General features: G+C 69.3%; 18 protein-coding genes. 9 read left to right on the top strand and 9 right to left on the bottom strand.

Annotation, left to right across the window (positions count from 1 at the left end; all coding sequences use genetic code 11):
• Nucleotides 1–7: 7 nt before the first annotated feature.
• From PX653_RS28445 to PX653_RS06670, 3 genes are read right to left on the bottom strand one after another with little or no spacing between them, the layout of a single operon-like run.
• Nucleotides 8–580 (bottom strand): helix-turn-helix transcriptional regulator, encoded by a 573-nt coding sequence (locus PX653_RS28445; protein ID WP_503827215.1) that lies wholly within the window; start codon nucleotides 578–580, stop codon nucleotides 8–10.
• Nucleotides 565–1,020 (bottom strand): AraC family transcriptional regulator ligand-binding domain-containing protein, encoded by a 456-nt coding sequence (locus PX653_RS06675; protein WP_503827213.1) that lies wholly within the window; start codon nucleotides 1,018–1,020, stop codon nucleotides 565–567. The genes PX653_RS28445 and PX653_RS06675 overlap by 16 nt, the downstream gene beginning before the upstream one ends.
• Nucleotides 1,017–1,907 (bottom strand): GGDEF domain-containing protein, encoded by an 891-nt coding sequence (locus PX653_RS06670; RefSeq protein WP_277417127.1) that lies wholly within the window; start codon nucleotides 1,905–1,907, stop codon nucleotides 1,017–1,019. The genes PX653_RS06675 and PX653_RS06670 overlap by 4 nt, the downstream gene beginning before the upstream one ends.
• 279 nt (nucleotides 1,908–2,186) lie before the next feature.
• Between PX653_RS06670 and PX653_RS06665 the strand changes: the two genes are divergently transcribed.
• The 6 genes from PX653_RS06665 to PX653_RS06640 all read left to right on the top strand — a co-directional run bounded on the left by PX653_RS06665 (nucleotide 2,187) and on the right by PX653_RS06640 (nucleotide 12,807).
• A complete protein-coding gene (locus PX653_RS06665; protein WP_277417126.1) occupies nucleotides 2,187–4,733 on the top strand; it encodes a TonB-dependent receptor in 2,547 nt (848 codons plus the stop codon).
• Nucleotides 4,733–6,529 carry a phytase gene (locus PX653_RS06660; protein WP_277417125.1) on the top strand — a complete coding sequence of 599 codons (1,797 nt, stop codon included), beginning with the start codon at nucleotides 4,733–4,735 and terminating at the stop codon, nucleotides 6,527–6,529. Before PX653_RS06665 ends, PX653_RS06660 begins: the two co-directional genes overlap by 1 nt.
• 112 nt (nucleotides 6,530–6,641) lie before the next feature.
• Nucleotides 6,642–7,934, top strand: a complete 1,293-nt coding sequence (locus PX653_RS06655) for an NCS2 family permease (RefSeq protein WP_371876464.1) — start codon at nucleotides 6,642–6,644, stop codon at nucleotides 7,932–7,934.
• A gap of 453 nt (nucleotides 7,935–8,387) precedes the next feature.
• The gene (gene galK / locus PX653_RS06650; protein WP_277417123.1) at nucleotides 8,388–9,482 is read left to right on the top strand and encodes a galactokinase; all 1,095 of its coding nucleotides are present in this window, start codon (nucleotides 8,388–8,390) and stop codon (nucleotides 9,480–9,482) included.
• 53 nt (nucleotides 9,483–9,535) lie between these two features.
• Nucleotides 9,536–11,323, top strand: coding sequence for a glycoside hydrolase family 2 protein (locus tag PX653_RS06645; RefSeq protein ID WP_277417122.1), 1,788 nt, complete (start codon nucleotides 9,536–9,538; stop codon nucleotides 11,321–11,323).
• A gap of 167 nt (nucleotides 11,324–11,490) precedes the next feature.
• Nucleotides 11,491–12,807 (top strand): glycosyltransferase, encoded by a 1,317-nt coding sequence (locus tag PX653_RS06640; RefSeq protein WP_277417121.1) that lies wholly within the window; start codon nucleotides 11,491–11,493, stop codon nucleotides 12,805–12,807.
• 192 nt (nucleotides 12,808–12,999) lie between these two features.
• On the opposite strand, the gene PX653_RS06635 is transcribed toward PX653_RS06640, so the two are convergent.
• The 3 genes from PX653_RS06635 to PX653_RS06625 form a co-directional block, all read right to left on the bottom strand.
• Nucleotides 13,000–13,920 carry an NAD(P)/FAD-dependent oxidoreductase gene (locus PX653_RS06635; RefSeq protein WP_277417120.1) on the bottom strand — a complete coding sequence of 307 codons (921 nt, stop codon included), beginning with the start codon at nucleotides 13,918–13,920 and terminating at the stop codon, nucleotides 13,000–13,002.
• A complete protein-coding gene (locus tag PX653_RS06630) occupies nucleotides 13,917–14,447 on the bottom strand; it encodes a hypothetical protein (protein ID WP_277417119.1) in 531 nt (176 codons plus the stop codon). The genes PX653_RS06635 and PX653_RS06630 overlap by 4 nt, the downstream gene beginning before the upstream one ends.
• A gap of 103 nt (nucleotides 14,448–14,550) precedes the next feature.
• Nucleotides 14,551–14,820: a hypothetical protein gene (locus tag PX653_RS06625; RefSeq protein ID WP_277417118.1), complete on the bottom strand. Its 270-nt coding sequence runs from the start codon at nucleotides 14,818–14,820 to the stop codon at nucleotides 14,551–14,553.
• A 135-nt stretch (nucleotides 14,821–14,955) separates the two neighbouring features.
• On the opposite strand from PX653_RS06625, the gene PX653_RS06620 reads away from it, so the two are divergent.
• Nucleotides 14,956–15,420, top strand: coding sequence for an Lrp/AsnC family transcriptional regulator (locus tag PX653_RS06620; protein ID WP_277417117.1), 465 nt, complete (start codon nucleotides 14,956–14,958; stop codon nucleotides 15,418–15,420).
• 1 nt (nucleotide 15,421) lies between these two features.
• Here PX653_RS06620 and PX653_RS06615 read toward each other — a convergent pair whose 3' ends face one another.
• Nucleotides 15,422–15,784, bottom strand: a complete 363-nt coding sequence (locus PX653_RS06615) for a four-helix bundle copper-binding protein (RefSeq protein ID WP_277417116.1) — start codon at nucleotides 15,782–15,784, stop codon at nucleotides 15,422–15,424.
• Nucleotides 15,785–16,259: 475 nt separating this feature from the next.
• On the opposite strand from PX653_RS06615, the gene PX653_RS06610 reads away from it, so the two are divergent.
• Nucleotides 16,260–16,997 (top strand): alpha/beta hydrolase, encoded by a 738-nt coding sequence (locus tag PX653_RS06610; RefSeq protein ID WP_277417115.1) that lies wholly within the window; start codon nucleotides 16,260–16,262, stop codon nucleotides 16,995–16,997.
• A gap of 2 nt (nucleotides 16,998–16,999) precedes the next feature.
• Here the strand turns inward: PX653_RS06610 and PX653_RS06605 are convergent, their stop codons facing one another.
• Entirely contained in the window at nucleotides 17,000–18,220 is a 1,221-nt protein-coding gene (locus PX653_RS06605; RefSeq protein ID WP_277417114.1) for a DNA topoisomerase IB, read from the bottom strand.
• Between the two features lie 192 nt (nucleotides 18,221–18,412).
• On the opposite strand from PX653_RS06605, the gene PX653_RS06600 reads away from it, so the two are divergent.
• Nucleotides 18,413–19,177 (top strand): DUF481 domain-containing protein, encoded by a 765-nt coding sequence (locus tag PX653_RS06600; protein WP_277417113.1) that lies wholly within the window; start codon nucleotides 18,413–18,415, stop codon nucleotides 19,175–19,177.
• A 19-nt stretch (nucleotides 19,178–19,196) separates the two neighbouring features.
• Here the strand turns inward: PX653_RS06600 and PX653_RS06595 are convergent, their stop codons facing one another.
• Nucleotides 19,197–19,505 carry a hypothetical protein gene (locus PX653_RS06595; RefSeq protein ID WP_277417112.1) on the bottom strand — a complete coding sequence of 103 codons (309 nt, stop codon included), beginning with the start codon at nucleotides 19,503–19,505 and terminating at the stop codon, nucleotides 19,197–19,199.
• Nucleotides 19,506–19,507: the final 2 nt, after the last annotated feature.

Here is a 19,507-nt window from a genome sequence, read left to right as displayed (position 1 = left end):
CCAACCATTACCAGCCAGCCCGCAGCAACCCCGGCGTCTGGCCGGTCCAGCGCTTGAACGAGCGGCGGAAGTTGGCGCTGTCGTGGAAACCCAGGTACTGTGCCACGGCCTCGTTGCCGGCGCGGCGTGCATGGAACAGCCACAGTGCCACATGCGTGCGGACCTGGTCCAGCTCCGCCTGGAAATGGGTGCCGTGGCGCTGCAGCTGGCGCTTGAATGTCGCGGGGCTGACGCCGAACGCGGCTGCCGTCCCCTCCAGCGTCGGGCCCCGGCGCACGTTCTCGAGCAGGCAATCGTACAGGGCCGCCAGCAGCCCCGGCGTCCCCATTCCTTCCTGTCGCGCCGTGGCCAGGGCTCGCGCGGCCGCCAGCGCGCTGCCGCGCGGCCACGGCTCGTCGAGCCAGCGCGCATCGATCAGCATCGCATCCAGGTGGCAGCCGAAGCGCAGCTCGCTGCCCAGGTGCACCTCGTGCTGCTCGACGTGGCGCGGGGCCGTCCGGTTGAACGTGAAGCGCCAGGGCAGCCGCACCCCGCCCAGCCAGCGGCACAACGCAACCACCGCCGTCATGTGCATCTCCACCAGCGCGGGCCGCAGGGCCGGGGCGCCGTAGCTGTCGGTCCAGACCAGCGCGGCCCCCCCCCGGCAGTGTCGTCCCACGTCTGCAGGCGCGGGCGCAGCAGCGGCGTCAGGCGGGCGTGGCCGGCGCCCAGGGTCTCCAGCGCCTGGCGCAGGCTGGACGCCTGCAGCAGCGCATGACTTAACGCACCGTCGTGACCGGGCAGCAGTTGCTGGCCCAGCATGAAGCTGGTATCCGGACTGTCCAGTACCTTCAACGCGTTGGCCAGCAGGCGCAGGTACTGCTCGGGCGCCAGCATCGTGTCCATGGCCGCGCCAGCCATGCCCGTCCCGCGCAGCAGCGCGCTGTCGGCCGCGTCCCGGCTGCGCGCGTAATCGAGTACCTGCGCGGGCTGCAGTTGCGCCGCGATGCAGGGGTCGCTCGCGAACCGGCAGGCGATCATGCCGGTGCCGCGTCCACCCGCCGCGCCAGGCCGGCCAGCACCGCTTCGACGCCGTCGCCACCGTCGCCGAAGGCTTCGCGCGTGTCGGCGCAGCCGAAGCGCAGCGTCAGCGCCAGGGGCTGGCCGCCGGCATGGTGACGCATCCGCCCCACCATCGCGCACAGGTGCAGTGCCACGGCGCGCGCGGCGGCCGCGTCCAGGCCGGGCAGCAGCAACGCGAAGCGGTCGCCCGCATAGCGGCACAGCAAGTCGTCATTGCGCAGGTTCAGCAGCAGCATGTGGCTGACCGCCTGCAGCACCCGGTCGCCCTCGGCGTGGCCGTGGCCGCGGTTGATGGCGTGGAAGCCATCGATATCGAGCAGCACCAGCGCGCAACTGGCGTCCGGATGCAGCGCGCGCTCGCGCCGCAACTGCTCGCGCAGGTAGCGCGCGTCGGCCAGTTGGGTCAGGCGGTCGAACGCCCGGTGTTCGCGGAACAGGCGCTCGCGCTTGTGCAGGTGTTCCGTCAGGCGCACCTGTTCCTGGCGCCAGTAATACAGCCCGGCCGTCAGCACGGCCATCCCCAGCGGGACCAGCGCTTCCAGGCCGTTGTCCCACAGCGCGGCCTTGTCGATGCGCCAGAACTCGTCCAGGCAGTCGGCCCAGGACCCCAGCATGATGGCGGCCAGGCCGCCGGCCAGCAGCCGCGTCACGCGCCCGCCCGGACGGCTGCCCAGCACGATCAGGAACCAGACCAGCGCCATCAGCGCGGTGCCGCCCTCGCCCACCATGTCCATGGGACGCCACAGCGCCGGCGGCTTGGCGGTGCCGAGCGCGGCGTACAGGGACAGGCACGCCGCCAGTGCGGCGCTGGCGGCGAGGACGGCATTGCGGTGCGGATGCGGCATGGCGGGCGGCGAGAATGAAACGGACTAGGCTAGCGCGCCGGTGTGACCGCCTGATGACAGCCGACGGGGGTGCAAACGGCTCAGGGCCTCTGCGCGATTGCCTGTGCCGGGCACGCGCCGCCCTGCCCGCCGGCCTGCCGTCCACCGCGAGCGGCCCGGGTCATTCCGGCTCAATCCGGGCCCGGCGCACGTGCCGGACGGCGGCAAGCGCCACCCGTGTCACGCAACCGTCATACGGCGTCCCTAGAATCCGCCCCACTTCAACCACCAGCGTACCCCATGCGACCTTTCGCTTCCCCTGCCGGCCAGCCGGCCCTGCGCCTGACCGCCCTCGCCGCCGCCATCCTGGCTGGCACCGCAGCCCATGCCGCGCCGCCGGCGGACCGTCCGGATGCCGCGCCGCTGGCCGGCGCCATCGTCGTCTCCGGCCAGCGCGCCAGCCTGGCCCGCGCCATCGCGGCCCAGGAAAAAGCCGACAACATCGTGAGCGTCGTCAGCAGCGACGACATCGGCGGCCTGCCCGACAAGAATGCCGCGGAGGCACTGGCCCGGCTGCCCGGCGTCTCCGTGCAACGCGACCAGGGCGAAGGCCGCTACGTCACCGTGCGCGGCCTGGGCCCGGACCTGAACGCCGTGACGATCAACGGCGCGCTGGTGCCGTCGCCCGAGGCGGGCCGGCGCGCGGTCGCGCTGGACGTGCTGCCGGCGGGCCTGATCCGCACGCTGGAAGTATCGAAGACGTTGACGCCGGACCAGGATGCCAACTCCCTGGGTGGCACCGTGGAAGTGAAGACGCTGTCGGCGTTCGACCTGCCCGGCACCCTGCTCTCCGTCAGCGCGGGGGCCAGCCACGATACCAACACGGACCGGACCAGCCCTACGGCTGGCGTGCTGTGGGCGGGCCGCTTCGCCGATGGCAAGGTGGGCGTGGCGGCCGGCCTGTCCGGCGAGCGGCGCAAGTTCGGCTCCGACAACGTCGAGACCGGCGGTGCCTGGGGCGACGCCGGCCTGGCGGGCTTCGAACTGCGCGACTACCTGCCGCAACGCGAACGTTACGCCGGTGCCGTCAACCTGGACTACCGCCCGGCGGCCGGCAGCTCGTACGCGCTGCGTGCCTTCGCCAGCCGCTTCTCGGACGACGAGGTACGCGACCGCCTGACCGTCAGCAACGTCAAGCGCGGCGCGCTGGCCGAGGGCGTCACGGATACCGCCCGCCTGGAGCGGCGCATCCGCCAGCGCAAGACCACGCAGGAGATCCGCTCGCTGGTGGCCAGCACCGACCAGCGCTTCGATGGCTGGCTGTTGCACGTCGAGGCGGCGGCCAGCCGGGCCGACGACGACACGCCCGAATCGCTGAACGACGGCCGCTTCCGCGGCACGGCGAACTTCGCGGGTGTCGGCTACATCAATGGCGCCCGGCCCCAACTGGTCGCGCCGGCCGGCGCGTTCGATCCGGCCAGCTATGCCCTGAACGGCATCACGCTGCAGCAGCGCTATTCCGTCGACCGCGAGAAGCACCTGCGCTTCGACGTCACCCGCCAGTTCGACCTGGCCGACTGGCAGGCGGCCGTCAAAACGGGCGTCAAGGCGAGCCGGCGCGACAAGGCCAACGACACCAACCAGTGGGCCTATAACAGCAGCAAGAGCGGCAGCGGCAACTGGTGGGGCAGCGGCCCCACCACGATGACCGCCTTTACCGCCGGCCAGGAGCTGGACTATGCCCTGGGCCGCATCGGCACGGCGCTGGACCCGGCCGCGATCCGCGCCCGCGTGGCGGGACTGGATCGCGCCCGCGCGCAACTGGCGGCCGAATCGGCGCTGGACGACTACACGATGCGCGAGGATATCGACGCGTGGTATGGCCAGCTGACGCTGGCGCGCGGCGCCTGGTCGGTGCTGGGCGGCGTGCGCGTGGAACGGACCCGCTTCGGCGCGGACGGCCACCAGGTCGAGGACGACGACGTGACGGCGCGCCATGGCGCGCGAAGCACGACCAACTGGCTGCCCACGCTGCAGGCGCGCTACGACGTCGATGCCCGCACCAGCGTGCGCGCGGCGTGGAGCAACAGCGTCGTGCGCGCCAACTTCAGCCAGCTGTCCCCCGGCGTCAGCCTGGACAGCGCAACCGAGGCGACGATCGGCAATCCGGACCTGGCGCCGCTGCGCTCGCACAACCTGGACCTGGGCATCGAGCGCACCCTGGGCAGCGACGGCACCGTGTCCGCCTACGTGTTCCACAAGGCGATCCGCGATTTCACCTATGCCACCAACCTGGCCGGCAGCGGCGCGTGGGCCGGCTACACGACGGCGACGTCGTATGCCAACGGCGCCAAGGCGTCGGTATCCGGCATCGAGCTGGCCTGGCAACAGCCGCTGCGCATGTTGCCGGCGCCGTTCAACGGCCTGCTGGTGGGCGTCAACGGCGCGCTGAGCGACGCCCGCGCCGATATCGACAGCTTCGAAGCGGGCGTGCGCCGCGGCCGCGAGATCCGCATGCCGGGCCAGTCGGACCGGGTGCTGAACCTGGCGGTCGGCTACGAACGGGGGGCGCTGTCCACCCGTCTCGCGCTGAACTACAAGTCGCCCTACCTGCTGGAACTGGGCGACGACGTGCTGGACGCCAGCGCCGACCGCATGGTCGACACGCAGAAGCAGCTGGACTTCTCGCTGGCCTGGCAGTTGAATAAGCGGGTCCAGCTGACCTTCGAGGCGGCCAACCTGAACAATGAGAAATACTACGTCTACCAGGGCGTCAAGGAGCACAACGTGCAGTACGAACAATACGGCCGCACCTACAAGATCGGCCTGAAAGCGAGCCTGTTCTGATGCGCGCGCTGATACTCCTCGCGACATTGGCGGGACCTGCGCTGGGCGCGTCCGCACTGCCGCCCGCAAGCGCCCACGACGCGGCCGCGCTGCCCGACGGCGGCTGGCTGGCCATCGACCGCCATGCCGTGACGTTGCTGGACGGCGCGGGCCGCACGGCCGCCACGCTGCCGCTGCGGGCCCGCCAGCTCGACACGCGTACCGGCACCGACGGCACGCTGGCTGTCGTCATCGACGCCAACCTGGAGCGCGTGCAGCCGCTGCTGGTCAAGGACGGCCGCCTGGTGCAGTGGGCGCCCGTGCCGGCGCCGGGCTTCGGCATCGAGACGGCCTGCCTGTACCGCGACGCCCAACGGCTGGACCATCTGTTCATGGTCGGCAAGGACGGCCAGGCGGAGCAATGGCTGCTGCGGCCCGAAGGCCACCGCATCGTGCGGCGCCTGGCGCTGCCGCCGCACGTCAAGCACTGCCGCGTGGACGACGCCAGCGCCACGCTGTTCGTGGCCGAGGAGGATTCCGGCCTGTGGGCGTATGGCGCCGATGCCGAGGGCCCGCCCAGCCGCCAGGCCCTGGGCCTCGTCGCACCCCAGGGGATGCTGAAGAAGGGGCCGGGTGCGCTGGCGCTACTGCCGGGCGGCGTGGCGGTCGTCGATGGCGATGCCCTGCTGGCCTGGCGCCGTGTCGGCCAGCGCTGGCAGGTGCAGCCGCGCCGGCGCCTGGATGGCGCGAGCAAGGCGCTCACGACGCGCGACGGCGCGCTGCTTGCGCGCGGCAAGGCCGGCTGGCACCAGGTGACGCTGAACTGGACCGCGCCGGCGCCCGCCGCGGCGCCGCTGCCGGTCGTCGTGCCACGCATCCAGACGGAGCCGGTGGCGCGTGCCGGCGACGCAGCCGACGATCCCGCCATCTGGCGCCACGCCACCGACCCCGCCGCCGCGCGCATCCTGGGCACCAACAAGAAGCAGGGCTTGCTGGTGTACGACCTGCAGGGCCGCCAGACGCAATTGCTGCCAAGCGGACGCCTGAACAATGTCGACGTACGCCAGGGCGTGGCGTTCGGCGACGCGCGCCTCGACCTGGCGCTCGCCACCCAGCGCGACGAGAACAGCATCGTCGTCTTCACGATCGACGGCACCGGCCAGGTGGCCGAGGCGGCGCGCCTGCCGACGCCGCTGGACGAGATCTACGGCGCCTGCCTGTACCAGCCGGCCGGCGGCGGGCTGCAGGCCTTCGTCAACGACAAGGACGGCCGCTGGCTGCACTATCGCATCGACCGAGACGGGGGACGGTTCGGCGCCACCCTGCTGCGCAGCTTCCGCACCGCCTCGCAGCCGGAAGGCTGCGTGGCGGACGACGCCAGCGGCACGCTGTTCGTCGGCGAGGAAAAGCGCGGCCTGTGGGTGACGCCGGCCGATGCCGAGCGCGCCGCGCCGCTCAAGCTGCTGCTGCCGGTGGGCGGCATCCTGACGGCGGACGTCGAGGGCATGGGGCTGTACCGTGGCCCGGAGCGCAGCTACCTGGTCGTCTCCAGCCAGGGCAACAACAGCTATGTCGTGCTGGACGCGCAGCCGCCGTACCGGGTGCACGGCGCCTTCCGCATCGGCATCGATGCCACGGCGGGCATCGACGGCGCGTCCGAGACCGACGGCCTGGATGTCACGTCCGCCAACCTGGGCGGCGCGTTCGGCCAGGGGATGCTGGTGGTGCAGGATGGTTACAAGCGCCTGCCGGACGGGCCGCAGAATTTCAAGTACGTGGCTTGGGGCGATATCGTCGCGGCGCTGCGACTGCCGTAGCACGCAACCCACGCTGACTCGATCCTTGTCAATTGCCGCAACCCACCATGGTCCCCTGCCGAGCCCGGTGGTATCCTCCGGTCTTTGAACCACAGGGGAAGCTATCGTGTCGATCGCGGAAAAATTATTCGGGCTGAAGGAGGCGGGCACGAACGTGCGCACGGAGGTCGTGGCGGGCGTCACGACGTTCCTGACGATGGCCTACATCATCTTCGTCAATCCGACCATCCTGGCCGAGGCCGGCATGCCGAAGGACAGCGTGTTCGTCGCCACCTGCCTGGCGGCCGCGCTGGGCACCGCGATCATGGGCCTGTACGCCAACTATCCGATCGGCATGGCGCCCGGCATGGGCCTGAACGCCTACTTCGCCTATGCCGTCGTGGGCGGCATGGGCGTGCCCTGGCCCGTTGCGCTGGGCGCCGTGTTCATTTCCGGCTGCCTGTTCGTGCTGGTCAGCGTGTTCGGCCTGCGCGAGATGATCGTCAACGGCATTCCCCGCTCGCTGCGCACCGCCATCACCGTGGGGCTGGGGCTGTTCCTGGCGCTGATCGCGCTGAAGAGCGCAGGCATCGTGGCGGCCAATCCGCAGACCATGGTGGCCGTCGGCGACCTGCACCAGCCGGGCGCGATCCTGGCCATCGTCGGCTTCCTGCTGGTCGTCACGCTGGACCGCCTCAAGGTACGGGGCGCCATCCTGATCGGCATCGTCGTCGTGACGGTCCTGAGCTTCTTCTTTGCCGGCAATACCTTCCAAGGCGTCGTCTCCACCCCGCCGTCGCTGTTGCCCACGCTGGGCAAGCTGGAGATCGGCGCGGCGATGGCCACCGGCATCGTCAACATCGTGCTGGTGTTCTTCCTGGTCGAGCTGTTCGACGCCACCGGCACCCTGATGGGGGTCGCCAGCCGCGCCGGCCTGCTGGTCGAGGGCAAGATGGAGCGCCTGAACCGCGCCCTGCTGGCCGACAGCACGGCCATCGTGGCCGGCGCCGCGCTGGGCACTTCCAGTACCACCGCCTACGTCGAGAGCGCCGCCGGCGTGCAGGCAGGCGGACGCACGGGCCTGACGGCCCTGGTGGTCGCGCTGCTGTTCCTGGCCTGCCTGTTCATCGCCCCGCTGGCCGGTGTCGTACCGGCCTACGCCACGGCGCCCGCGCTGCTGTTCGTGGCCTGCCTGATGCTGCGCGACCTGGCCGACGTCGAGTGGGGTGAGACGACCGAGAGTATCCCCGCCGCCGTCACGGCGCTGATGATCCCCTTCACCTATTCCATCGCCCACGGCATCGCCTTTGGCTTCATTACGTACGCCGCCCTGAAACTGCTGACGGGCCGCCCCCGCGAAGCGAAACCGATCGTGTGGATCATTGCCGCCGTGTTCCTGGCCAAGTACGTCTACCTGGCCGTCTGACCGTACGCCCGCCGGCGGCGCTCGCGAGGAGCAACCCGGCGGGATCATTCCTCCCTGCCGCGCAGCCACCCGTGCCGCCGTCGGGGACGCTGCCGAGAGCTCCGGCGCTCGCCATGCTCCCCAATCGGTTGTCAGCCCCTTGCGCCAGCCGGCGTAGTATTTTTCCTACACCCGATTAACCACCGGTTATGCGCTCCCAGTGAGAAGCCCGCAACGCCCGGCGATGTAACTGGAAGTTACGAACTGCTGAGTCGAAAATGCTGAGTATTGCTGCGCGGAATTGGCGAAGACCGGGTCAGATGATTGATAAGATTTCTACTCGCGACACTCTATAGCGATTGGATTTCCCGACATGCATCTGTACGACCTGGCCACCCGAGGCGCCCGCGCCCTGCAACCGAGCCGCCGGACCACCGGTCCCGCGCGCGGCGGCCATGTCCCGCTGGAGGAACGATGATGGCAACCCTGCTGTCCCCGACCGAATTCTTCCGTGGCCCGCCCGAGGTTCACGTCTGGGCGCCCGGCCGCGTCAACCTGCTGGGCGAGCATACCGACTATAACGACGGTTACATGCTGCCGGTGGCGACGCCGCAGCGCACCGATGTGATGGCGGCACGCAGCGACGACGGCATGTTCCACCTGTATTCGGCGACGCTGGACCAGGCGGTGGACTTTGCCCAGGAGGACAGCGCGCCGCACGGCTTCGGCCGCTACATGGAAGGCTGTATTCGCCTGCTCCAGCAGCGCGGCGTGGCCGTGCCGCCGCTGCGCATGTACGTGCGCTCCAACCTCGCGCTGGGCACGGGCCTGTCCTCCAGCGCCGCGCTGGAAGTGGCCACGCTGCGCGCCATCCGCGCACTGCTGAAGACCGAACTCGACGGCGTCACGCTGGCGCAGATCGCGCAGCAGGCGGAGATCCGCTACGCGGGCGTCAATTGCGGCATCATGGACCAGATGGCGTCCAGCCTGGCCGACGAGGAGCACATGCTGTTCCTGGATGCGCGCACGCTGGACCACGAGGTGCTGCCGCTGCCGCCCGGGGCCGAGCTGATCGTCATCAACTCCGGCGTGCCGCGCCAGCTGGCCGAAAGCAAGTACAACGAGCGCCGGGCCGAATGCGAGGCGGCCTCGCAGCAGCTGGGCGTGCAAGCGCTGCGCGACGTGCGCGACGTGGCCGATGTGGAACGCCTGCCCGCGCCCCTGAAGCAGCGCGCCCGCCACGTCGTCAGCGAGAACCTGCGCGTGCTGGAAGCGCGCGGCGGCGTCGACGCGGCCCGCTTCGGCGAGCTGATGAACCTGTCGCACTACAGCCTGCGCGACGACTACGAAGTGTCGATCGGCGCGCTGGACGAACTGACCGAAGCGCTGCGCACCGATCCGGACGTGTTCGGCGCGCGCCTGACCGGCGCCGGATTCGGCGGCGCCTGCGTGGCGCTGTGCCGCGCCGGCACGGCGTCCCAAGCGGGCATGCGCGTGGTGGAACGCATGCGCCGCGTCGGCGGCGCGGCGGCGTCGGCCACGTTGCTGATCCCGGCACCGCCTCAATGAACGACACCAATGACAAGAGCCTCCCAAAAAGCAAAACCATCCATGAGGACACAATGAGCGACTTCGAATATCCAAGACCGCAGCTGGTGCGCGACAACTGGCAGAACCTGAATGGCAAATGGCAGTTCGCGTACGACGACGAACGGCGCTATTGCCGGCCCGACGAAGGCATCGAGTGGACCCACGAGATCAACGTGCCGTACGCATGCGAGACGAAGCTGTCCGGCATCCACGACATGGGCTTCCACTACGTGGTCTGGTACCGCCTGGCGTTCGAGCTGGGACGCAGCGCCGGACGCACGATCCTGCACTTCGGTGCCGTCGACTACCAGGCCAAGGTCTGGGTCAACGACCGCCTGGTGACGACGCACGAGGGCGGCCACACGTCGTTCTGCGTCGACATCACGGACGCCCTCGTCGACGGCGCGCGCCAGGTGATCGTGCTGCGCGCCGAGGACGACCCGTCGGACCTGCAGAAGCCGCGCGGCAAGCAGGACTGGCAGCTGGAACCCCACTCGATCTGGTATCCGCGCACGACCGGCATCTGGCAGACCGTGTGGGTCGAGCAGGTGCCCACGACCTACATCAAGCAGGTGCGCTGGACGCCCCACTTCGACGGCTTCGAGATCGGCTGCGAGATCCTGGCCGCCGGCGCACGCCGCGAGGGCCTGTCGGTCGAAGTCAAGCTGTGGCACGGCGACCACCTGCTGGCGGACGACGACTACAAGCTGATCGGCCAGGAAGCGAACCGCAAGATCGCCATTTCCGATCCCGGTATCGACGATTCGCGCAACGACCTGTTGTGGAGCCCGGAGAAGCCGACGCTGCTCGACGTGGAGCTCACCCTGCGGTGCGACGGCAAAGTGCTGGAAACGGTACGATCCTATACAGCGCTGCGTTCCGTGGCGATCAACCGGGACCGCTTCATGCTGAACGGCCGGCCCTACCCGCTGAAGCTGGTGCTGGACCAGGGTTACTGGCCTGACAGCGGCATCACGGCCCCGAACGACGCGGCACTGAAACGCGACGTGGAGCTGGCCAAGGCAATGGGCTTCAACGGCGTGCGCAAGCACCAGAAGATCGAGGACCCGCGCTACCTGTACTGGGCCGACAAGCTGGGCCTGCTGGTGTGGGAAGAAATGCCATCGGCCTACTCGTTCAGCCCGCGTTCGATGACGCGCCTGATCAAGGAGTGGCAGGAGGCGATCGAACGGGACTACAGCCATCCCTGCGTGATCGTGTGGGTGCCGTTCAACGAGTCGTGGGGCGTGCCGAACCTGACGTCGATGCAGGCGCACCGCAACGCCGTGGAGGCGCTGTACCACATGACGCGGATGATGGATTCGACCCGGCCGGTGATCGGCAACGACGGCTGGGAAGCGTCGGCGACGGACATCCTGGGCATCCACGACTACGACAGCGACCCGCAGCGTATCAAGGCGCGTTACGAAGTGTCCGATCCGGCCCGCACGTTGTTCGACCAGCGCCGTCCGGGCGGGCGCATCCTGACCCTGGACGGCTTCCCGCACCGGGGCCAGCCGATCGTGCTGACGGAGTTCGGCGGCATCGCCTTCGACACCAAGGCGCCGGAGATCGACACCTGGGGCTATTCGCGGGCCAATACCGCGGAGAGCTTCTACAAGCACTACACGGACTTGTTGAAAGTCGTCAACGAGACGCAGATGTTTTCCGGCTTCTGCTACACGCAGTTCGCCGATACGTACCAGGAAGCGAACGGCCTGCTGAACGCGGACCGGACGCCGAAGATTCCGCTGGAACAGATCAGCGCAGCCACGCGCAGCGTGCAGCTGGTCGTACCGGACCCGCCGGCACCAGCATAAAGCCCGACTCCGGGCTGCAGCAAGACGTGCCAGGCGGCGCCTGGCCGCGCGACCGTCGCGAGGCGACGCGCCGCGCACCGCGCCGCCGCAGATGATCGGGGTCCTCTGCACGACACGGCGTTTTTGACTACCACAACTAACGACCCATTTGGGGCAAGGGAGAAATCATGTCGACCATTATCGTGTTCTGTCACCTCCGCTGGGACTTCGTCTTCCAGCGTCCCCAGCACCTGCTGACCCGCCTGGCAAAACATTACAAGATCGTGCTTGTGGAAGAGCCCATCCATCATGATGGCGAAAGCTTCATGCGCACCCGCGAAGTAGCGCCGAACATCACCGTGTGCCAGCCGCACACCCCGGTGCAGCAGCCTGGCTTCCATGACGACCAGATTCCGCTGCTGCAGCCGATGCTCGCCAAGCTGGTGCCGGAGAACGAGGATCCGATCGTCTGGTTCTATACGCCGATGGCGCTGCCGCTGCTGCCGCAGCTGCACGCTTCCGTGGTCGTGTACGACTGCATGGACGAACTGTCCGCCTTCAAGAATCCGCCGCGCCAGCTGCTGCAGCGCGAGACGGCGCTGCTCAACATCGCCGACCTCGTGTTCACGGGCGGTCCCAGCCTGTACGAAGCCAAGCGCACCCGTCACGCCAACGCGCACTGCTTCTCGTCCAGCGTGGATGCGCAGCACTTCGCCCACGCACTGGATCGTGCCGACAGCCATCCGGACCAGGCCCACATCCCCCATCCGCGCCTGGGCTTCTACGGCGTCATCGACGAGCGCCTGGATACGGACCTGGTGGCCCAGGTGGCCGATGCCAACCCGGACTGGCAGGTGGTACTGGTGGGCCCGGTCGTCAAGATCGATCCGGCCGCGCTGCCGCAGCGCCCCAACCTGCACTACCTGGGCCAGCGCAGCTATGAGGAACTGCCGACGTTCCTGGCCGGCTGGGATGTCTGCCTGATGCCGTTCGCGCTGAACGAGGCAACCAAGTTCATCAGCCCGACCAAGGTGCTGGAATACATGGCGGCCGAACTGCCGATCGTGTCCACCGCCATCCGCGACGTCGAGCAGCCCTACAGCCACGTGGTCGCCATCGGCCATACGCCGGAGGAATTCATCGCCCACTGCAAGGCCGCACTGGCGCAGACGCCGGACGAGACCGTGCAGATGGTCGAGAAGATGCGCAAGGTCGTCGCCAACACGTCGTGGGAAAACACGGCCAGCCGCATGCGCGAGCTGATCGACAACACGCCGCCGGCCCGCAAGTACGCCAGGCTGACCACGCCGGAACCGGCGGCCGAGACGCAGGCGGCCAATGTCAACCCGCTGCGCACCCCGGCCTCGAATGCGCCGAAGGTCGGCAGCGTGATGGTGGGCGGCGGTGCCGCGGCAGCCGCCTATCACGTGGGCGATGAGGCGGTACCCGGGCGCAAGCAGATGCAGGCTTCCAGCGTCAAGCCCGTCATCAAGCTGGACGTCTAAGCCTCAGGGGAACGAGCAAGGGCACCTGTCCCGCGGCCGTCAAGGCCGTGCGGCAGGTGCTTTTTTCTGATTGGGCGATCGCGCGGCCGGGGCGGGAACCCATGGTGACAGGTACCTGATTGCGCGTCGCAGACCCGCAATCAGGTGCCTGTCACCGGTGTTTCAAGCGTCCCGGAGCAGCTCGGGGGGTCATCAACCCTGGCAGCGGAACTGCCAGGGCAGCGCATTGTGGATGGCGGTGGCGGCAATGGCGGCCTGCCCGGTGGCGACGCTGATCTGGTTCAGGCCCACCACCACGTCGCCCACTGCATACAGCCCCGGCACCGACGTGCGCTGGTGGTCGTCCACGATCAACTTGTCGCAGTCGCCGCAGGCCGCGCCGATACCGGTTGCCAGGCCCGAACGGGCTTTCTCGCCCAGCATGGGATAGAACACGTCGAAGCGGTAGTCGTCGCCGTCTTCCGTGTGCAGCACGGGCGCCATGCTCTCTGTGAGCGTGACGCCCTTCAAGGGTGAGGCGATATAGCGCACGCCGGCCGCGCGCAGGTGCTGGGCCTCCTCGTCCGACAGCGGCAGGTCCGGCTCGCGCTCGAACAACGTGACGTCGCAGGAAAAGGTGCGCATGAACAGCGCGTGGCCGGTGCGGTTGTGCGGCTGCGAGACGACGGCCACCTTCTTGTCGAGGATATCGAAGCCGTCGCAGACGGGACACAGGCGCACCGCGCCAGCCATCACGGCTTCGTGCCAGCCCTCCACCGGCAGCCCGGCGTCGGCGACACCGGTGGCCAGCAGCACCACCGGCGTGTGGATCTCGCCATTCGCATGGCTGGCCACGAACACGTCGCCATCCTTGCGCAACGCCGTGATGTCCAGGTCCTCGACAACGCCGCCATAGCAGCTCAGTTGCCGGTGCAGCCGGTCCAGCAGCTCCCGTCCTGGCACCCCGCCCGGGAAGCCCGGGTAGTTGTGGCTGACAGGGATCAACGACAGGCGGCTGTGGCCCTTGTCGGCCACGATCACGTCGCGCCGGAAGCGGCGCAGGTAGATGGCCGCCGTCAGCCCACCCGGGCCGCCGCCGATGACGAGTACCTCACAGCGGCGCGGCTCGCTCATCGGCCGGTCGGCGCCCCGGCCGGGCTGAGGCCAGGCGTGCCGCCCGTGACGCCGGCCGGTGCCGGCGCGAGCGTGTTGTTGGGGTTGCTGCCGGGGCCCCAGCTGCCGTTGTTCAGCGGTTGCGACGCGCCAACGGCGCCGGGCGACAGCGAAGCACCACTGGTCGTGTTGGTGATGCTGGTTGTTCCCGTCGCGCTCATATTGCCGATCGATGGCGGGCGGCTGTCGATGGTGCCGAGCGGCGCCGTCACGCCGGGGGTACCGATGGTCCCGCTTGACAGCGACGGGCCGGCGGGCGGCGTAGCGCCCAGCGGCGTGCGCGCGGAGCCCACACCGGCCGGGCTGACGCTGCCGCCGGCGCCCGTGTTGACCTGGCTGCCGATGGCGGTGTCGAGCTGGCCGTTGAGCGACGTGTTGCGTTGAGTGTTCTGCTGCGTGTTGACCTGGCCATTGGCGGGTTGGCTCAACTGCGCCTGCGCGCAAGCCGCGGCCACCGTGGCCGCCAGCACGAATGCGACGTGTTTCATGGTGTTCTCCTCGCGTGGAAATCGGTAGGGGAATTCTGTCACGCCGGTCCGGGGCTGGCCGTAGGAATGCGCCGCATCGGGCAGTCGGAACGCAGCGCGCCCGTCAGGAGGCTTGCGGCCGCGCCGGCGGCCTGGACTGTCCCGGCACTTCACGGATCTTCAGGATACCGATCAGGTTGCACAGCCGCGTGCGGCACAGCTGCAGCGGCTCGGCCTCGTCCGCGCTCACGTCCAGCACCACATCGACGCCGTGCCGGCCCGGCGCGAATTGCAGGCCGTGCAGCGCCAGGCCACCCCGGCGCACCACCGACAATACCGTTTCCATCGTGGCCAGCGCCACGTCCCGCTCCACCCGCAGGCGGAATGTTTTCATATGCAAGTCCATGCGGGAATGTTAGCCCGGCGCGGGTGGAATAGGCGCCCTAAAACCGGGCAACCGGGACCGTTTTCCAGGACATTCTTCTTCATAAGCTATACTTTCCCGGCGAAAAACCCAGGAAGGGGAAAAATGGCGGAAGAACTGGATCAGACAGACCGGCGCATCCTGCGCGCGCTGCGGCGCGACGGGCGCCTGTCGAACACCAAGCTGGCCGACGAGGTGGGCCTGTCGACGACGCCTTGCTGGAACCGCGTGCGCGCGCTGGAGGAGCGTGGTGTCATCGAGGGCTATACGGCGCTCTTGAACCAGCAAGCGCTGGGCCTGCCGGACACGGTGATCATCGAGGTGACGCTGGAGCGCCACGACGACGACATGCTGGAGAAGTTCGGCCACGCGCTGGCCGACTTGCCGGAAGTGATGGAGGCCTACCTGCTGACGGGCGAATACGACTACCTGATCAAGGTGGCCGTGGCGGGCACGGCCGGCTATGAGGAATTCCTGCGCCGCAAGCTGTACAAGCTGCCCGGCATCCGCCACAGCCGCTCGACGTTCGTGCTGCGCTGCCTGAAGCGCGCCCACTCCGTCGAGCCGTAGTTCAGTGGGCGGCCATGTGGCTGCCCCGGCCCGGCTGGGCGACTCCGGCGGCACTGGCCATGCGGCGGCATTCGACGGCGCAGCGGCGGCAGGCGGCCGCGCAGTCCTGGCAGTGGTCCATGTCGTGCTTGCCGCATTCGTCGGCACACGCTTCGCACACATCCGCGCAGACGGCGCACAGGCTGCTGGCCAGCGCGCTGCCGCGGGCCAGGAATCCGGCCACGGTACGGCACAGCGCCGCGCAGTCGATATCGCCGGCGATGCAGGCGGCCATCATTTTCGGGTCTTCCTCGCGCAGGCAGGCGGCGGCGCAGCGGTCGCACGCGGCCGCACAGGCCTCGCAGGCTTCCATACAAGAGTCCATCACGGCTCCTTTCGACGATCGAGGACGCCAGCATAGCGCCGCGCGAGCATGGGCGGCGCACGGTGCCCTCGCGCACAGACCCCGCCCGCCCCGTGCCGGCATCATGGCGGCAATCCAATATTGCGAGGAAACCCATGCGACCATCGACGTGCGTTACCACCGCCGCGCTGGCGGCCCTGCTGGCCGCCGGCCCTGTCCAGGCGCTGGACAGCAAGGAGCCGCCCAAGGCGGCCCCCGCCATGCAGAAGATCCTGGACGCCTACGCCGCGCTGGACGTCAAGCCGCTGGCGGCATTGACCCCGGCGCAGGCCCGCAGCCAGCCCCAGCCGGGTGACGCGGTCGAGCGCGTGCTGAAGGAGGAAGGCAAGCCGGCGCCGTCCACCCCGCCGCTCGCGGTGCGCCACCTGGACGCCCCCGGCCCGGCCGGGCCCATCCCCCTGCACGTCTACACCCCGCCCGGCAAGGGGCCTTCCCCGTGCTGGTCTACTACCATGGTGGCGGCTTCGTGCTGGGCGACACGAAACGCTACGAGCCGTCGATCCGGGCGCTGGCCCAGGGCGCGGGCGCGATCGTGGTCTCGGTCGACTACCGCCAGGCCCCGGAGCACCGCTTCCCAGCGGCCCCGGATGACGCGTTCGCGGCCTGGCGCTGGGTCGTCGCCCACGCCCAGGAGCTGAACGGCGATCCGGCCCGCGTGGCCGTCGCGGGCGAGAGCGCGGGCGGCAACCTGGCGGCCGTCGTCGGCCTGATGGCGCGGGACCGCCGCGTGCAGGCGCCACTCCACCAGGTGCTGATCTATCCCGTCGTCAACGACGACATGAGCACGCCGTCGTACCAGCGCAACGCCAACGCGAAACCACTCGACAAGCCGGCCATGCAATGGTTCCTGCAGCAGTACACGGCCACGCCCGAGCAGCGCGAGAACCCGTATGCACTGCCCATGAAGGCCGCCACGCTGAAGGGCCTGCCGCCGACGACGGTGGTGGCGGCCGAGATCGATCCGCTGGCCAGCGAAGCGAAAGGCTACGCCGACCGGCTGCGGGCGGACGGCGTTCCCGTGCAGTACCGCGAGTTCGACGGCGTCACGCATGAATTCTTCGGCATGCAGGCCGCGCTGCCGAAGGCGGAGGATGCGCACAAGTTCGTGGCGGAAGACCTGAAGAAGGCGTTCGCGGCCCAGCCGGGCACGGAGCGCGCCGTCGCGCGGCGCTGACTTCAGGCAGGCGCCGTGGCGCCCTTGCGCGCCCCGGCCCGCGCACCGCTGCCGGCAGCGCCCTTGGTCCGCGCCCGCGCCGGCGCGGCCACGCGCACCGACTTCTGCTTGCCCTTGGCCGCCGCCTGCTCCGCTTCCCGCTCCAGGCGCTGCTGCAGCAGCGCCAGCACGGCCGCCTCTTCCGGCTGCAACGCATGCAGGTCCTGCGTCAGCTCCTCCTCGGCGCGGGTGCGTAGGGCGGCCAGCTCGGCGCCGTCCATGTACGCCTCCACCACGGCCGGATGGACATAGCACTTGCGGCACACGGACGGCGTGTTGCCCAGCTTCTTCGCCACCGATTCGATGGCGCGCACGACATTCTTCTTGGCCTGGGTCTCGGAATCGAACTTCTCGAATTCCTGCAGCGCGAGCGCGGCCAGTACCGTGCCGGACCATGTGCGGAAATCCTTGGCCGTGTAGTCCTCGCCCGTGATGGTGCGCAGGTAGTCGTTGACGTCGCTGGAATCGATCGCGTGGCGGTTGCCGTCGTCGTCCACGTACTGGAACAGTTCCTGGCCTGGCAGGTCGCGGATACGGCCGATGATGCGGGCCAGGCGCCGGTCCGCCACCTTGACGTCGTGCCACACGCCGCTCTTGCCGCGGAAGTGGAACTCGACTTCCTTGCCGTCCACCCGCACGTGGCGGTTGCGCAGCGTGGTCAGGCCGAACGACTTGTTCTCCTTGGCGTATTCCTCGTTACCGATCCGCATCATCGTCGCTTCCAGCAGGTAGACGATGGTTGCCAGGACTTTCTCGCGCGGCAGGCCCGGCAGCCCCAGCGCCGCGTCCACGGCGCGCCGGATGCCGGGCAAGGCGCGGCCGAACGCGATCATGCGCTCGTACTTGACGTCGTCGCGCACGCTGCGCCAGCGCGGATGGTAACGGTACTGCTTGCGCCCGCGCGCGTCGCGCCCCGTCGCCTGCAGGTGGCCGTTGGCCTGGGCGCAGATCCATACGTCCGTCCAGGCCGGCGGGATCGCCAGCGACTTGATGCGGGCCAGCGTCGCTTCGTCGTCCACCGGCTTGCCGTCCGCGTCCACATAGCGGAAGCCGCCGCCATCGCGGGCGATGCGGCCCAGCCCGGGACGGGCGTCGGTCACGTAGCGCAGCCCGGCGGCACGGGCGGCGGCCGGCGCGTCGGCGGCCAGGTTGGCGTTGGGCGCGGTGCTTTCTTCTGGTTTCATGGTCTATCCTCCGGGCAGCGTGGGCCCAGTGTGCCACCGGCGCTTGCCGCGCTCCGTTCGCCAGGGCACATGACGGCACGCAAATCATGCTTGGGTTACAATACCGGCTCCACCGTTTGACCCGGCCGTGTCCGCGCCCGCCATGTTCGCCGACCGCGCGGGCCGCCGCCGCGGCACCTGCCCAAGATGCCCATGACCACACGCTCAGCACCAGCCATCCTGCTCTCCGCCGCCCTGCTCGCCGCCGCCCTGCCGCTGGCCGCCCAGGCCGGCGACATCATCGAGGAACGCACCTGGAACACGTCCGCCGAACTGGGCGCGATCTCGACCAGCGGCAATACCAGCGGTACATCGGTGACCGGCAAGATCGATGCGCGCCAGGAGCTGGAGGACTGGAGCAACCAGTACATCCTGACCGGTTTCTTCAAGGAGGACCGCAGCGAGGACAGCGACGGTCGCAAGCAGTCGATCCGCTCGGCCGAACGCTTCGCGCTGTCCGCCAAGGCGGCCTACAAGCTGATGGAGGACGGCCAGCGCCTGTACGTGCTGGGCTCCCACGTGGACGACCGTTTCGGTGCCTATACCCGTTACTCGTCCGTCTCCGTGGGCCGCGGCCAGCGCCTGTACAAGTCGCCGGACAAGATCGTGGAAGTGGAACTGGGCCCGGGCTACTTCAATGGCGTGCGCGCCACCGGCGAGGAAGAAAGCGGCCTGACGGTGCGCGGCGCGGCCAACCTGCGCTGGCAGATCAGCCCCTCGGCACTGTTTACGCAGACGGTGGCCGTCGAACGGGGCACGTCGAACGTGCACTCGGTGGCGGAAACGGCGCTGTCGACCAAGATCAACGGCACCATGCAGATGAAGGCCGCGTTCAGCGCCCGCAATGATACCAATGTCCCGGAAGACAAGAAGAACACGGATACGCAGACTTCCGTGACGCTGGTGTATTCGTTCTAGCCAGAAGCAACCCAGGGTGTCAACGGCATCCCCCCGACGTCAGCAGGACCAAGCCGCCCCACCCCACCGCCACCAGCGCCAGCCATGCGCTGCCCAGCCGCGCCAGCGCCAGCAAGCCCGTGCCGCGCCTGCGGCAGGTGTGCCACAGCAGCCAGCCGCAGATGCCCAGGGCCAGCAGCGTCACGCCCAGCAGCAGCCACCAGCGCCAGTCGACCGCTCCGCCAGGCGTGCAGGCCGCCGCCGCGAACAGGTAGCAGAGGGCGAAATGCCCCGCCCACACCAGCAGCGGCGCCGTTCCTTCGAGGAGGCGTGGCCAGAACCGATCCATCG

It is taken from the genome of Pseudoduganella chitinolytica, assembly GCF_029028125.1.
In the GTDB taxonomy this organism is placed as follows: domain Bacteria; phylum Pseudomonadota; class Gammaproteobacteria; order Burkholderiales; family Burkholderiaceae_D; genus Rugamonas; species Rugamonas chitinolytica.
Note: the sequence above shows the minus strand (reverse complement) of the source record. Positions and strands in the feature narration are given on the sequence as shown.

Bases quoted from the DNA above. Each gene is read 5' to 3' on its own strand.
- PX653_RS06675 (WP_503827213.1), bottom strand. From the start codon at position 1,020: ATGATCGCCTGCCGGTTCGCGAGCGACCCCTGCATCGCGGCGCAACTG.
- PX653_RS06670 (WP_277417127.1), bottom strand. From the start codon at position 1,907: ATGCCGCATCCGCACCGCAATGCCGTCCTCGCCGCCAGCGCCGCACTG.
- PX653_RS06665 (WP_277417126.1), top strand. From the start codon at position 2,187: ATGCGACCTTTCGCTTCCCCTGCCGGCCAGCCGGCCCTGCGCCTGACC.
- PX653_RS06660 (WP_277417125.1), top strand. From the start codon at position 4,733: ATGCGCGCGCTGATACTCCTCGCGACATTGGCGGGACCTGCGCTGGGC.
- galK (WP_277417123.1), top strand. From the start codon at position 8,388: ATGATGGCAACCCTGCTGTCCCCGACCGAATTCTTCCGTGGCCCGCCC.
- PX653_RS06645 (WP_277417122.1), top strand. From the start codon at position 9,536: ATGAGCGACTTCGAATATCCAAGACCGCAGCTGGTGCGCGACAACTGG.
- PX653_RS06640 (WP_277417121.1), top strand. From the start codon at position 11,491: ATGTCGACCATTATCGTGTTCTGTCACCTCCGCTGGGACTTCGTCTTC.
- PX653_RS06635 (WP_277417120.1), bottom strand. From the start codon at position 13,920: ATGAGCGAGCCGCGCCGCTGTGAGGTACTCGTCATCGGCGGCGGCCCG.
- PX653_RS06630 (WP_277417119.1), bottom strand. From the start codon at position 14,447: ATGAAACACGTCGCATTCGTGCTGGCGGCCACGGTGGCCGCGGCTTGC.
- PX653_RS06625 (WP_277417118.1), bottom strand. From the start codon at position 14,820: ATGAAAACATTCCGCCTGCGGGTGGAGCGGGACGTGGCGCTGGCCACG.
- PX653_RS06620 (WP_277417117.1), top strand. From the start codon at position 14,956: ATGGCGGAAGAACTGGATCAGACAGACCGGCGCATCCTGCGCGCGCTG.
- PX653_RS06615 (WP_277417116.1), bottom strand. From the start codon at position 15,784: ATGGACTCTTGTATGGAAGCCTGCGAGGCCTGTGCGGCCGCGTGCGAC.
- PX653_RS06605 (WP_277417114.1), bottom strand. From the start codon at position 18,220: ATGAAACCAGAAGAAAGCACCGCGCCCAACGCCAACCTGGCCGCCGAC.
- PX653_RS06600 (WP_277417113.1), top strand. From the start codon at position 18,413: ATGACCACACGCTCAGCACCAGCCATCCTGCTCTCCGCCGCCCTGCTC.
- PX653_RS06595 (WP_277417112.1), bottom strand. From the start codon at position 19,505: ATGGATCGGTTCTGGCCACGCCTCCTCGAAGGAACGGCGCCGCTGCTG.